Source organism: Buttiauxella sp. WJP83, assembly GCF_027594725.1.
Taxonomy (GTDB): domain Bacteria; phylum Pseudomonadota; class Gammaproteobacteria; order Enterobacterales; family Enterobacteriaceae; genus Buttiauxella; species Buttiauxella selenatireducens.
Genome location: NZ_CP110080.1, coordinates 456,214 through 471,034 on the forward strand (window position 1 = coordinate 456,214; position 14,821 = coordinate 471,034).

The following is a 14,821-nucleotide window of genomic DNA, read 5'->3' on the forward strand; positions in this document are numbered from 1 at the left end:
GAACCCGTACCGGGAGTGCTTTATGAACAACACTGCCCAACAGATCCCGTGGTATCGCCATTTGACTAAGCCGCAATGGAAAGCATTTTCAGCAGCCTGGATTGGCTACTTGTTGGATGGTTTTGATTTTGTCCTGATAGCGTTAGTACTGACCGAAATTCAAAGTGAATTTGGACTGACAACAATCCAGGCTGCGAGCTTAATCTCTGCAGCGTTTATATCACGTTGGTTTGGTGGTCTGGTTTTAGGTGCAATGGGCGACCGCTATGGCCGTAAACTCGCCATGATAACCAGCATCGTCCTGTTTTCTTTCGGTACGCTGGCGTGTGGTTTCGCGCCTGGTTTTACCACCATGTTTCTTGCACGATTGCTAATTGGTATGGGAATGGCAGGTGAGTACGGCTCGAGTGCGACTTATGTCATCGAAAGCTGGCCAAGGCATCTGCGTAATAAAGCGAGCGGTTTTCTGATTTCTGGTTTCTCTGTGGGCGCGGTGATTGCGGCACAGGTGTATAGCGTTGTCGTTCCTGCCTGGGGCTGGCGAGCGCTGTTTTTCATCGGCATTTTACCGATCATATTCGCGCTGTGGTTGCGTAAAAATATTCCAGAGGCAGAAGACTGGAAAGAGCAGTTTGCTGATAAAAAACCAACCAAAACCATGGTGGACATTTTGTACCGTGGCGAACATCGCCTCATCAACATGGGTTTGACGATCGTAGTCGCGGCAGCTCTTTACTTCTGTTTTGCAGGCAATCTCGGCAATGCGGCGCTTGTCGCTGTCCTCGGTTTAATATGCGCGGCGATTTTCATTAGTTTCATGGTTCAAAGTAGCGGTAAACGCTGGCCGACAGGCGTAACGTTGATGGTCGTCGTTTTCTTTGCTTTCCTCTATTCCTGGCCAATTCAGGCATTGTTACCCACTTATCTGAAAACTGAACTGGCCTACAACCCTGCAACAGTGGCGCATGTCTTGTTCTTTAGCGGATTTGGCGCGGCAGTAGGGTGTTGTGTGGGTGGTTTTCTTGGCGATTGGTTAGGCACGCGTAAAGCCTACGTCTGTAGTTTACTGGCATCACAACTGTTGATCATTCCCGTCTTCGCAATCGGCGGCGGTAACATTTGGGTGCTGGGCCTGCTGCTTTTCTTACAACAAATGTTGGGGCAGGGAATTTCTGGGATTTTGCCAAAACTGATTGGTGGTTATTTCGATACTGAGCAACGAGCGGCAGGATTGGGCTTCACCTATAACGTTGGCGCACTGGGTGGTGCATTGGCTCCAGTGATTGGAGCAACCATCGCTCAGCGTCTTGATTTAGGTACGGCATTGGCCTCGCTTTCGTTCAGCCTGACCTTTGTGGTTATCCTGCTGATTGGTCTGGATATGCCATCTCGCATACAGCGCTGGATCCACCCTGAGGCGCTACGCACTCATGATGCTATCGACGGCAAACCGTTTAGCGGCGCAATTCAGACGGGAGTAACGAAGAGCCACATAATGCAAAAGATGGTGAAATAATCTTGCGGCGGTAAGCATAAAAAAGCCCGGAGATTTAATATCACCGGGCTTTTTTTACATCTGCAAGTCGGACAGGCGAATGCTGCCCGGCATACATTACACTTCGAGGAAGTTCAGGATCCCGTCAGCGGCTTTGCGGCCTTCTGCGATCGCCGTAACCACCAGGTCAGAACCACGAACAGCATCACCGCCAGCAAAGATTTTCGGGTTGCTGGTCTGGAACGGATTGTCGCTACCTTCCGGTGCCAGAATACGACCCTGGCTGTCGAGTTCAACGCTGTGTTTTTCCAGCCACTGCATAGCATGTGGGCGGAAACCAAACGCCATTATCACTGCATCGGCAGGCACCACGTGCTCTGAGCCTGCAACGATTTCAGGACGACGACGGCCATGCGCATCTGGTGCACCCAGTTCGGTACGAGCCACTTTCACACCCGATACGCGACCATTGGCATTCACTTCTACGCCCAGCGGCTGAACGTTGAACTGGAATTCCACACCTTCTTCACGCGCATTTTTCACTTCGCGCTTAGAGCCTGGCATGTTCTCTTCATCACGACGGTAAGCGCAGATCACATGCGTTGCGCCCTGACGAACAGATGTACGCACGCAGTCCATCGCGGTATCACCACCACCAAGCACCACAACGCGTTTGCCTTCCAGATTCACATAGGGCTCTTCTGGTGAGTCAGTGAAGCCCATAATCTGTTTGGTGTTGGCAATGAGGAACGGCAGGGCATCGTAAACGCCCGTCGCATCTTCATTCTCTAATCCACCACGCATCGACTGATAAGTGCCGACACCCAGGAATACGGAATCAAACTCTTTCAGAAGGTCGTCAATCTGCACATCACGACCCACTTCGGTGTTCAGTTTGAACTCAATACCCATACCACTGAAGATCTCACGGCGCTTCGTCATCACTTCTTTTTCCAGCTTGAACGCCGGAATACCGAAGGTCAGCAGGCCACCGATTTCTGGGTGACGGTCATAAACCACCGCTTTTACACCGTTACGCGCCAGCACATCGGCACACGCAAGCCCCGCCGGGCCTGCGCCGATAATGGCAACACGTTTTCCGGTTTGCTTCACGCCGGTAAGGTCTGGTTTCCAACCCATCTCAATCGCTTTATCGTTGATATAGCGCTCGATGTTACCGATGGTGACGGCACCAAACTCATCATTCAGCGTACAAGAACCTTCGCACAAACGGTCTTGTGGGCAAACACGGCCACACACTTCCGGCAGGCTGTTTGTCTGGTGTGACAATTCAGCCGCTTCGATAATGCGCCCTTCGTTGGCCAGCTTCAGCCAGTTAGGAATGTAGTTATGAACCGGGCATTTCCATTCACAGTATGGGTTACCGCAGGACAGGCAGCGGTCTGCCTGTGCTTTGGCCTGTCCTTCTGAGAATGGCTCGTAAATTTCTACAAATTCAATTTTACGGATCTTGAGCGGTTTCTTTGGCGGATCAACGCGCTGTAAGTCGATAAATTGGTATACGTTTTGACTCATCGTGACCCCTTACTGCGCCTGCACCCGCAGCTCAGCTGCGGAACGACTACGGTGACCCAACAATGCTTTGACATCACTGGACTTCGGTTTAACCAACGTGAATTTCGACGCAAACTCTGGCCAGTGAGCCAGAATTTCTTCACCGCGCTGGGAGCCTGTCAGTTGCACGTGCTCGGTAATCATACCGCGCAGGTGTTCTTCGTGAATGGCCAGCTCATCAACGTTGAGCAGTTCTACCAGCTCAGGGTTAACGCGTTTACGGAAATCACCATCTTCATCCAGTACGTATGCGAAACCGCCGGTCATACCTGCACCGAAGTTGACGCCAGTTTTACCGATGACACAGACAATACCGCCCGTCATGTATTCACAACCGTTATCACCAATGCCTTCAACAACGGTAATCGCACCGGAGTTACGCACTGCGAAACGCTCGCCCGCACGGCCAGCAGCGTAAAGTTTACCGCCCGTTGCACCGTACAAACAGGTATTACCGATAATGGTCGCTTCGTGGCTGCGGAAGGCGGAACCTACCGGAGGACGCAAAGAGATCAAACCGCCGGCCATACCTTTACCAACATAGTCGTTCGCATCGCCAGTCAGGTGCAGTTCAACGCCACCGGCGTTCCACACGCCGAAGCTCTGTCCAGCAGTACCGCTGAAATGCGCTTTAATCGGATCGGCTGCAAGACCCTGATCGCCGTTATGTTGCGCGATGTAACCTGACAACGTTGCTCCCACTGAGCGATCGGTATTGCGGATATCAAACCAGAACGTTTTGCTCTGTTTGTCATCCACATACTGCTTCGCCTGGTTCAGCAGTTGGGCGTTCAGGTTGCCTTTATCAAACGGCGGGTTAGTTTCGGTGCAGTACACCGCTTTGCCCGGCATCGGCTCCGCTGTTTTCAGCAGATTAGACAGATCCAGGTTTTGTTGTTTAGCAGTGAAACCGTCCAGCTCTTTGAGCAGTTCGGTACGGCCAATCAGGTCTACCAGGCGTTTCACGCCCAGTTGCGCCATCAACTCACGTGTTTCACGTGCGATGAATTCAAAGTAATTAGTCACTTTGAATGGCAGGCCGTGATAGTGGTTCTTACGCAGTTTTTCATCCTGAGTAGCAACACCGGTTGCGCAGTTGTTCAGGTGGCAAATACGCAGGTATTTACAACCCAGCGCGACCATTGGGCCGGTGCCGAAACCAAAGCTTTCCGCACCAAGAATCGCGGCTTTGATGATATCCAGGCCCGTTTTCAGGCCGCCATCAACTTGCAGACGGATTTTGTGACGCAGGCCGTTAGCCACCAGTGCCTGCTGTGTTTCCACCAGACCCAGTTCCCACGGACATCCAGCATATTTCACGGAAGACAGCGGGCTTGCACCAGTACCACCGTCGTAACCGGCGATAGTAATCAGGTCGGCATAAGCTTTCGCCACGCCGGTTGCGATGGTGCCAACACCCGGTTCAGAAACCAGTTTGACTGAAATCATTGCTTTCGGGTTGACCTGCTTGAGGTCGAAAATCAGCTGCGCCAAGTCTTCGATAGAGTAAATATCGTGATGCGGCGGAGGGGAAATCAGGGTCACGCCTGGTACGGAATAACGCAGCTTCGCGATATACGGTGTGACTTTATCGCCAGGCAACTGACCGCCTTCACCAGGTTTAGCACCCTGAGCGACCTTGATCTGGATAACATCAGCGTTTACCAGGTAAGCCGGGGTCACACCAAAGCGACCGGAAGCCACCTGTTTGATACGGGACACTTTATTGGTGCCGTAACGCGCAGGATCTTCACCACCTTCACCAGAGTTGGAATTCCCGCCGATGCTGTTCATCGCTTCAGCCAGTGATTCATGCGCTTCCGGGCTTAATGCACCGATAGACATCGCGGCAGTATCGAAGCGTTTGTAAAGTTCAGAAGCAGGCTCTACATCTTCAATTTTGACCGTTTCACCTTGCGGATCCAAAGCAAGCATATCGCGCAGCGTTGCCACCGGACGCTCGTTAACCAGCTTCGCGTACTCCTGATAATCTTTGTACTCGCCGCTGTTCACCGCTTTTTGCAGTGTTTGCACCACATCCGGGTTGTAAGCGTGATACTCGCCACCGTGGACGTATTTCAGTTGCCCGCCTTGATCCAGCGGTTTACGCGCTAACCAGGCACGCTTAGACAGATTCAACAAATCTTGTTGGAAGTCGTTGAAACCTGCACCACCAATACGGCTAACCACGCCCTGGAAGCACAGCTCAGACACTTCTTTATGTAGGCCAACCGCTTCAAACAGCTTCGAGCAACGATAAGAGGCGATAGTCGAGATGCCCATTTTGGACATGATCTTGTAGAGCCCTTTGTTGATGCCATTGCGGTAGTTTTGCATTACTGCACGGTAAGATTTTTCAATCGCGCCGTTGTCGACCAACTTCGCGAGCGTTTCGTAAGCGAGGTATGGATAGATTGCAGTAGCGCCGAAACCGAGCAGCACAGCGAAGTGGTGCGGGTCACGCGCGCTTGCCGTTTCAACAATAATGTTCGCATCGCAGCGCAGGTTCTTTTCCACCAGGCGTGTCTGGATTGCGCCAACCGCCATTGGAGCCGGAACCGGCAAACGATTTTTAGCGATGTTACGGTCAGACAGCACCAGTAAAACAGTACCGTTGCGAACCATGCGTTCAGCTTCGTCGCACAGCGCAGAAACGGTTTCGTGCAACGACTGGGTGGAAACATCGTAAGTGATGTCCAGCGTGTCGGCACGGTAGTGCTGCTCTTCAAGTGAGGTCAGCTGTTGGAAATCAGACCACAGCAGAATCGGTGATTTGAAACTCAGACGGTGCGCCTGGCCTTCTGCCTCACAGAAGACGTTCATTTCACGGCCAATGCTGGTTGCCAGAGACATCACGTGCGCTTCGCGCAGTGGATCGATTGGCGGGTTTGTAACCTGCGCAAACTGTTGGCGGAAGTAATCGTAAATAATGCGTGGCTGGCTGGAGAGCACGGCAAACGGGGTATCGTCACCCATTGAGCCTACAGCTTCCTGGCCATTTTCACCCAATACGCGGATCACTGAATCCAGTTCTTCGCTGCTGTAGTTGAACTGTTTCTGGAAGCTTGAAAGCGTATCGTCATCCATTTCGCGAGTGCCGACTTCTTCGTCTGGCAAATCTTCAAACGGCACCAGGCGACGAACGTTATTTTCCATCCACTCTTTATACGGGTGGCGGCTTTTCAGATCGGCATCGGTTTCAGCGGAATGCAGAATGCGGCCAATACGCGTGTCGATAACCATCAACTCGCCTGGGCCGACGCGTCCTTTTTCAACCACTTCGTCAGGCTGGTAATCCCAGATCCCGACTTCGGAAGCACAAGTGATCAGCTTATCTTTGGTGATGACGTAGCGTGCCGGGCGCAGGCCGTTACGGTCCAGGTTACAGGCAGCATAGCGCCCGTCGGACATTACGATACCAGCTGGGCCATCCCACGGCTCCATGTGCATGGAGTTAAAGTCGAAGAAGGCCCGCAGTTCTGGGTCCATGTTCGGGTTGTTCTGCCAGGCTGGTGGTACCAGCAAACGCATGGCGCGAACGATATCCATGCCCCCTGCCAGCAGCAATTCCAGCATGTTATCCATGGAACTGGAGTCAGAGCCGGTTTCGTTGACGAATGGCGCGGCGTCATGAAGATCCGGGATCAGCGGGGTCTGGAATTTATAAGTACGTGCGCGTGCCCACTGGCGGTTACCTGTGATGGTATTGATTTCACCGTTGTGCGCCAGGTAGCGGAACGGCTGAGCCAGCGGCCAGCGTGGTACGGTGTTGGTGGAGAAACGCTGGTGGAACAGGCAAATTGCAGATTCCAGGCGTAGGTCCGCCAGGTCCAGGTAAAAACGCGGCAAATCTGCCGGCATACACAGACCTTTATAGATGTTAACAAGGTTGGAGAGACTACAAACGTAGAAGTCTTTATCCTGAATGCGTTTCTCAATGCGGCGACGGGCGATAAACAGGCGACGTTCCATATCACGTGGGCGCCAGCCGGCCGGAGCATTAACAAAAATTTGTTCGATGCGAGGTTTTGAGGAGAGGGCGATTTCACCGAGTACGTCTTCATTGGTAGGCACTTCGCGCCAGCCAACAATCGACAGGGTCTCGTTTTGCAACTCTTCTTCAACGATGCGGCGGCTTGCGCTCGCCAGAGCGTCGTCTTTATTTAAGAAAATCATGCCGACGGCATAATTTTTTGCCAAACGCCAGCCACGCTCTTCCGCAACGATTCGGAAGAAACGGTCAGGCTTTTGCAACAGCAGGCCGCAACCATCACCGGTTTTACCATCGGCGAGGATTGCTCCACGGTGTTGCATTCGGGCCAGTGCGTGAATAGCAGTACGCACTACCTTGTGGCTAGGTTCGCCTTCTATGTGGGCGATCAGGCCGAAACCACAGTTATCCTTCTCAAGGGATTTATCGTACAACATATCAGTGAACCTCCCCAGGCTCTACGTGACTCCCTACCAACCGTTTGCGTCCAGACGCAGCAAGGGCATGGCGACGGGGTTTGCGCATCTACGCATTCCTCGCGTGTCGCCCTCTTGATGTCTGACGCATCCGATTTCACAAGTGTTGAGGACTTGCTTTAGAGGGAATCTTAATTACTGCATAAATATGATGGGCACAGAACCCACCCAGAAAGCTTCCAGCGGATTTCCAAGTTATCGGGAAAGCGCACACAGGTCAAATGGCATTCTTATTAATACAGATATGTGCTACGCAGATGCTAACTAAATGAAAATAAACACCTTATCATCATTTTTGTTCTATTTAAGCGGCAAGAATACCGGCTGGTTAATGTGATCCCTCTCACTATCTGAGGGGCCGCAAAATTCCAGACCATACTGGTAATGCAGGTATTGGCAGGATCTTATGCTATCAATGGGGTCTGGCGTGTTGTATGCCACTGTTTTTCACAGGGTCACAGATTCTTTAAAAATAGTGGGTCGATATAAGGAAAAGTCATCATCTGATGGGTGCGTAAAATTGCATTAATTTTGCATTTATATGCAATAGATAAAGCTGCGCCAGAGCGCTTGATCCAGGTCATCGCTAAAATGGGCAGAAAATGGCAGGCTACATCCCTTTTACAGGGCGGCCCATCAGATTATGCAGTTACAGAAATTAGTCAATATGTTTGGTGGTGATCTTCAGCGCCGTTATGGTCATAAAGTCCATAAACTCACGCTGCACGGTGGTTTTAGCTGCCCAAACCGTGACGGAACCATTGGACGAGGGGGGTGTACTTTCTGCAACGTGGCGTCTTTTGCTGATGAAACCCAACAACATCATTCCATTGCCGAGCAGCTCGAGCGTCAATCGCAGTTGGTTAACCGAGCTAAGCACTATCTCGCCTATTTCCAGGCGTACACCAGCACATGGGCAGAAGTGCAGGTGTTGCGTTCGATGTATCAGCAAGCTGTCAGCCAGGCCAGCATTGTCGGCTTATGTGTCGGCACTCGTCCGGATTGCGTGCCAGATAGCGTGCTTGATTTGTTAAGTGAATATCATGAGAAAGGCTATGAAGTTTGGTTAGAGCTGGGCTTGCAGACGGCACGCGACAAAACGCTGCATCGGATTAATCGTGGACATGATTTTGCCTGTTATCAGGAAACCACGCGTCGTGCCCGCGCGCGCGGTTTGAAAGTGTGTAGCCACCTGATTGTTGGTCTGCCAGGTGAAGGCCAGGAACATTGCTTGCAAACGCTGGAAAAAGTTGTTGAGACCGGTGTTGATGGTATCAAACTCCACCCTCTCCATATTGTTAGCGGCAGTACGATGGCTAAAAGTTGGCAGGCTGGACGCTTGCAGGGTATCGAACTGGAAGAGTACGCGACGACTGCCGGCGAGATGATTCGCCATACGCCACTCGAAATTGTCTATCATCGCATTTCTGCAAATGCCCGCCGCCCCACCTTGCTGGCACCGCTATGGTGTGAAAATCGTTGGACCGGAATGGGGGAGATAGATAAGTATCTGACAAGCCATGGTACTCAGGGTTCGGCGCTCGGAACGCCGTGGGACCCGACATTTCTGTTGTAATTCCTGAGCGTGTGATCTTTTTGCGGTATATTTAGCAGATTGAAGGCGAAGGAAACGTTCCATGAAGCAAATCCGGTTACTTGCGCAGTATTACGTTGATTTGATGGTGAAGCTCGGATTAGTGCGCTTCTCTTTGTTGCTGGCTTCCGCATTGGTGGTGCTGGCTATTGTGGTGCAGATGGCCGTGACCATGCTGTTACGCGGTCAGGTCGAAAGTATTGATGTCGTCCGCTCGATCTTTTTTGGCCTGTTAATTACTCCCTGGGCCGTCTATTTCCTTTCTGTGGTGGTTGAACAACTCGAAGAGTCGCGCCAACGGCTGTCAAAGCTTGTGGAGAAACTCGAAGAGATGCGCGAAAGGGATCTGAAACTCAATGTGCAGCTCAAAGACAACATTGCACAATTGAACCAGGAAATTTCCGTTCGTGTTAAAGCTGAGGATGAGCGTCAGGCCATGCTTGAGCAACTCAAGGTGGAGATGCAAGAGCGCGAAGAGACGCAAATCCAGCTGGAGCAGCAATCCTCATTTCTCCGTTCTTTCCTTGATGCCTCGCCGGATCTCGTTTTTTATCGCAATGAAGACAAAGAGTTTTCAGGCTGTAACCGAGCCATGGAATTGCTGACGGGCAAAAGTGAGAAGCAATTAATCAGCCTGAAACCAGCAGATGTCTATTCGCCAGAAGCGGCCCTGAAGGTGATTGAAACCGACGAAAAAGTATTTCGTCATAACGTGTCTCTAACCTACGAACAATGGTTGGATTACCCTGATGGCCGTAAAGCATGCTTTGAAATTCGTAAAGTGCCGTACTATGACCGCGTGGGTAAGCGCCATGGTCTGATGGGCTTTGGTCGCGATATTACCGAACGTAAGCGGTATCAAGATGCGCTTGAACGCGCCAGCCGGGATAAAACCACCTTCATTTCAACCATCAGCCATGAGTTGCGCACGCCGCTTAATGGTATCGTCGGATTGAGTCGTATCCTTCTGGATACTGAGCTGAATTCTGAACAAACCAACTACCTCAAAACTATCCATGTCTCGGCTATTACACTCGGTAATATTTTTAACGATATCATCGATATGGATAAACTCGAGCGCCGTAAAGTTCAGCTTGATAACCAGCCCATTGATTTCACCAGTTTCCTCGCCGATTTAGAAAATCTCTCGGGTTTACAGGCTCAACAAAAAGGGCTGAAGCTGGAAATGACCCCTACGTTACCACTGCCGCATAAAGTGGTGACGGATGGAACGCGCTTGCGTCAGATCCTGTGGAATCTCATCAGTAATGCCGTGAAGTTCACCCCAAAAGGCGGCGTGGTTGCTGTGCGCGTGTGTTATGAAGAAGAAAACATACTGCGCTTTGAAGTTCAGGATTCCGGCATTGGTATTCCTCAGGACGAACAAGACAAGATCTTCGCCATGTATTACCAGGTGAAAGACAGTCATGGTGGTAAACCGGCTACTGGGACAGGGATTGGGTTGGCGGTTTCACGCCGTCTGGCGAAGAGTATGGGCGGCGATATAACCGTTAGCAGTACGCCAGGTGAAGGCTCGCTGTTTACCCTGACGATTCAGGCTCCTCGCGTTGCAGATGAAGTCGAAGACACTCTTGATGATGACGAAATGCCTCTGCCTGCGTTGCACGTTTTGCTGGTGGAAGATATTGAGCTCAATGTCATTGTTGCGCGCTCGGTGCTCGAGAAACTCGGCAATAGTGTCGACGTCGCCATGACGGGTAAAGAAGCGCTGGAAAAATTCACCCCAGGGGAATATGACCTGGTGCTGCTGGATATCCAGTTGCCTGATATGACTGGCCTGGATATCTCCCGGCAATTGACGACGCGTTATGCGCGTGAAGATTTACCACCGCTGGTGGCGTTGACTGCTAACGTATTGAAAGATAAAAAAGAGTATCTGGATGCTGGCATGGATGATGTGCTAAGCAAACCCCTCTCTGTTCCGGCGTTAATGGCGATGATCCAAAAATTCTGGGACAACCAACAGTCAGAGTCTAAGAAGGAGTCTCAAGTGCCTCAAGTTAATAGTGAAAAACAGCAAGCATTGCTCGATATTCCGATGCTTGAGCAGTATATGGACCTCGTCGGGCCAAAACTGATTACCGATGGACTGGCGATGTTTGAAAAAATGATGCCGGGTTACCTGAGCGTACTGGACTCTAATATGACCGCTCGCGACCAAAAAGGGGTTGTGGAAGAAGGGCATAAAATTAAAGGGGCCGCGGGTTCTGTCGGGCTACGTCATTTGCAGCAAGTCGCTCAGCAAATTCAATCGCCGGATTTACCTGCTTGGTCAGAAAATGTGGGTGAGTGGATTGAAGAGTTGAAACAAGAATGGCAACACGATGTTGATGTTCTGAAGGCTTGGGTGGCGAACGCTCCCAAAAAATGACCCCGGATAAACCGGGGTGCGCGAATTCTGCGCCAACACCAGGGAAAAAGTAGGTTGCGCCGTTGAGTTATAAGTCATTATCCAAATGGCGCAGCCGATAATCTCGTGTGCTGCTCAGGCATTAAGATAGCAAATCTTAAATAGTTTGTTACATGATTCAGTAAAATGTGTGAAGCATAGCGATCAAATTGTCATAACTGATGATAAAAATTGCATGATGAAAAGGAATGGCCAAATGAAGAAGATTGGTGTTGTGCTCAGTGGGTGCGGGGTCTACGACGGAAGCGAGATTCAGGAAGCTGTCATTACCTTGCTTGCTATCGCTCGCTCAGGTGCTGAAGCGGTATGCTTTGCACCCGATAAAACTCAAGCAGATGTAATCAATCACCTTACTAATAATGAGTCTACTGAGTATCGTAATGTACTGGCCGAAGCGGCACGAATCACTCGCGGTGCGGTAATGCCATTGGCTCAGGCTGATGCTAACGAACTCGATGCATTGATAGTCCCTGGCGGTTTCGGAGCGGCTAAAAACCTGTGCAATTTTGCAAGTCTTGGCAGCGAGTGCGTGGTTGATAGCGATTTGCGTCGACTGGCCCGGGATTGCCATGCCCAGGGTAAACCACTCGGTTTTATCTGCATTGCCCCGGTGATGTTGCCAAAAATTCTTGATGTGCCGGTGCGATTGACCATTGGTACAGATATCGACACCGCCGAGATAGTCGAAGAGATGGGAGCCGAACATGTTCCATGTCCGGTCGACGATATTGTGGTTGATGAAGAACATAAAGTAGTGACAACACCTGCGTACATGTTAGCAACACGCATTGACGAGGCTGCTTTGGGTATCGAAAAGCTGGTGGCTCGTGTTGTGGATATGACTGAATGAAGAAAGGGCGTATCGCGCTCTTGAGTTACTTCAAGCGCTGGCTTCTGCGTAGCTTGCTGGCGCTGGTCGGAGTTTGGCTGGCGGGAATAATTCTGTTTAGCTTTATGCCAGTGCCATTTTCAGCGGTGATGGTCGAGCGCCAGTTCAGTGCCTGGTTCAGCGGTGACTTCAGTTATGTTGCGCATTCGGATTGGGTGAGCATGGACGAGATCTCGCCGTGGATGGGGCTTGCAGTTATCGCTGCCGAAGATCAGAAATTCCCTGACCACTGGGGTTTTGATATTGCTGCTATTGAGAAAGCCGTTGCTCATAACGAACGTAATGAAAATCGTGTTCGCGGTGCGTCAACGCTTTCACAGCAAACCGCAAAAAACCTGTTTCTTTGGGACGGACGTAGCTATGTGCGCAAAGGTCTTGAGGCAGGATTAACGCTCGGTATGGAAGTGGTCTGGACGAAACGTCGCATCCTGACGGTTTATCTGAATATTGCTGAATTTGGTGACGGAATTTTTGGTGTTGAAGAAGCTTCGCAGCGCTATTTCCATAAACCTGCAAGCCGCCTGATTGCCTCAGAGGCTGCCTTACTTGCGGCAGTATTACCGAATCCCATCCGTTTTAAAGTGAATGCGCCTTCCGGGTATGTACGCCAACGTCAGCAATGGATTTTGCGCCAGATGCGCCAACTGGGTGGCGAGTCATTCCTGGCGCAGAATGAATTGAAGTGAATTAGTCTTCGTCAAAACCGGCATTAAACAGCGCGATAACGGCGTTCAATGCTTGCTCTTCTTCAGGGCCGGTGACTTCAATTTCAATGTGGCCACCTTTGGCAGAATCCAGCATCAGTAGTGCAATGACGCTATTGGCTTCTGCTTCAGTGCCTGCTTCATTGCGCAGCATGACCTCAGCGTCAAAGCTTTGTACCAATTCGAACAGCTTCATTGCTGGGCGTGCATGCATGCCCAGTTTGTTGGTTATTTCAACGGTCTGTTTTACGGTCATGTTTTGCGTTTTTCCAGCGTACGGTGACGAGATTGCACGTTTTTGCCACGAGAGCGGAAATAGTCTGCCAATTGCTCAGCAATATAAACTGAACGGTGTTTACCGCCGGTACAGCCAATCGCCACTGTCAGATAGCTACGATTGTTGGTTTCCAGCATGGGTAACCATAGCTCAAGATAGCTACGTGTCTGGTAGATAAAATTGTGCACTTCGGTATGACGGTCGAGGAACGCAGCCACAGGTCTGTCCAAACCCGTCATCGGACGCAGTTTCGGGTCCCAGTGTGGGTTTGGCAGGAAGCGTACGTCAAACACATAATCCGCATCAATCGGAATACCGTGTTTAAAGCCAAAGGATTCGAAGACCATGGTCAGTTCGCGTTCACGCTTACCAAGCAGGCGAGTACGCAACATTTCCGCGAGCTCATGCACTGACATCTCAGAAGTATCAATGATCAGGTCGGCTCTTGATTTCAATGGCTCCAGCAAATCACTTTCTTCATCTATCGCACTTTCTAGCGATAGATTTTTACTTGAAAGCGGATGCAGACGGCGAGTGTCACTATAACGACGAATCAGCGTGTTGCGGTCGGCATCAAGGAACAATAATTGCGGCGAAAAGGTATCAGGCAGGTTAGTCATTGCCTGTTCAAAAATTTCTGGGTTTTCCGGCATGTTACGCACATCAATGCTGACTGCCGCAGAAATTTGGCGCTCTGCGAGAGTTTTGGCAAGATCAGGCAACAGTACCACTGGCAGGTTATCTACACAGTAGAATCCCATATCTTCTAACGCGCGCAAGGCTACAGACTTCCCTGAACCAGAGCGGCCGCTGACAATCATCAGCACCATGTCATCACTCCCCCAACTTCTCTTGCTGTGGCTTTCGCATGACCGCAGCCAGATTATTCACTTTCACTACCTTGTTCTGTTTCGGTAATGATCTGATAAAGCTCTTCATCGCTCTGTGCGGACCGCAGGCGTCGGCAAATCGTTTTGTCAGCCAGACGTTTCGCGACCAATGACAAAGTATGCAAATGCGTTTTTGTTTGATCCGCAGGAACAAGCAGCGCAAACATCAGGTCAACCGGCTGATTATCGATAGCATCAAAGGCGATAGGGGTTTCCAGTTTAATAAAGACCCCGACAGCACGAGTGGTATCTTCTTCCAGTTTTCCATGAGGGATGGCGATACCATTACCGATACCGGTACTGCCCATTCGTTCGCGCGTCAACACAGCCTCAAACACCACTTGTGGTGGCAGGCCGAGCTGTTTTGCTGCCAGTTCACTGATGATTTCCAGTGCACGTTTTTTACTCTGGCAATGTACATTGGTACGGGTACATTCCTTGTTCAGGACATTACTAAGTTGTAGAGCAGAATCGTTGTTCATCATAAGTTCACCTAAGC

At 50.7% G+C, this 14,821-nt stretch carries 10 protein-coding genes; 5 read left to right on the forward strand and 5 right to left on the reverse strand.

The annotated features are described in order from the left end of the window. Positions 1-22: 22 nt before the first annotated feature. The gene (locus tag OH773_RS02190) at positions 23-1,516 is read left to right on the forward strand and encodes an MFS transporter (protein ID WP_270142604.1); all 1,494 of its coding nucleotides are present in this window, start codon (positions 23-25) and stop codon (positions 1,514-1,516) included. Positions 1,517-1,612: 96 nt separating this feature from the next. On the opposite strand, the gene OH773_RS02195 is transcribed toward OH773_RS02190, so the two are convergent. Both OH773_RS02195 and gltB read right to left on the reverse strand, forming a co-directional pair. Further along, entirely contained in the window at positions 1,613-3,031 is a 1,419-nt protein-coding gene (locus tag OH773_RS02195; RefSeq protein ID WP_183270821.1) for a glutamate synthase small subunit, read from the reverse strand. A gap of 9 nt (positions 3,032-3,040) precedes the next feature. After that, positions 3,041-7,498, reverse strand: a complete 4,458-nt coding sequence (gene gltB / locus OH773_RS02200; protein ID WP_270142607.1) for a glutamate synthase large subunit — start codon at positions 7,496-7,498, stop codon at positions 3,041-3,043. Between the two features lie 682 nt (positions 7,499-8,180). Between gltB and OH773_RS02205 the strand changes: the two genes are divergently transcribed. The 4 genes from OH773_RS02205 (at position 8,181) to mtgA (ending at position 13,137) form a co-directional block, all read left to right on the forward strand. Beyond that, entirely contained in the window at positions 8,181-9,113 is a 933-nt protein-coding gene (locus OH773_RS02205) for a TIGR01212 family radical SAM protein (RefSeq protein WP_270142609.1), read from the forward strand. Positions 9,114-9,174: 61 nt separating this feature from the next. Beyond that, a complete protein-coding gene (gene arcB / locus OH773_RS02210) occupies positions 9,175-11,523 on the forward strand; it encodes an aerobic respiration two-component sensor histidine kinase ArcB (RefSeq protein ID WP_270142611.1) in 2,349 nt (782 codons plus the stop codon). A gap of 235 nt (positions 11,524-11,758) precedes the next feature. Further along, positions 11,759-12,412: an isoprenoid biosynthesis glyoxalase ElbB gene (elbB, locus tag OH773_RS02215; protein ID WP_270142613.1), complete on the forward strand. Its 654-nt coding sequence runs from the start codon at positions 11,759-11,761 to the stop codon at positions 12,410-12,412. Then, positions 12,409-13,137, forward strand: a complete 729-nt coding sequence (gene mtgA / locus OH773_RS02220) for a monofunctional biosynthetic peptidoglycan transglycosylase (RefSeq protein WP_270142615.1) — start codon at positions 12,409-12,411, stop codon at positions 13,135-13,137. Before elbB ends, mtgA begins: the two co-directional genes overlap by 4 nt. A 1-nt stretch (position 13,138) precedes the next feature. On the opposite strand, the gene npr is transcribed toward mtgA, so the two are convergent. Genes npr through ptsN form a run of 3 tightly spaced genes read right to left on the reverse strand, consistent with a single transcriptional unit; the run spans position 13,139 to position 14,807 of the window. Then, positions 13,139-13,411, reverse strand: a complete 273-nt coding sequence (gene npr / locus OH773_RS02225) for a PTS phosphocarrier protein NPr (protein WP_064543100.1) — start codon at positions 13,409-13,411, stop codon at positions 13,139-13,141. Then, entirely contained in the window at positions 13,408-14,262 is an 855-nt protein-coding gene (gene rapZ, locus OH773_RS02230; protein WP_183270815.1) for an RNase adapter RapZ, read from the reverse strand. Before rapZ ends, npr begins: the two co-directional genes overlap by 4 nt. Positions 14,263-14,315: 53 nt before the next feature. Then, the gene (gene ptsN / locus OH773_RS02235) at positions 14,316-14,807 is read right to left on the reverse strand and encodes a PTS IIA-like nitrogen regulatory protein PtsN (protein WP_183270814.1); all 492 of its coding nucleotides are present in this window, start codon (positions 14,805-14,807) and stop codon (positions 14,316-14,318) included. Positions 14,808-14,821: the final 14 nt, after the last annotated feature.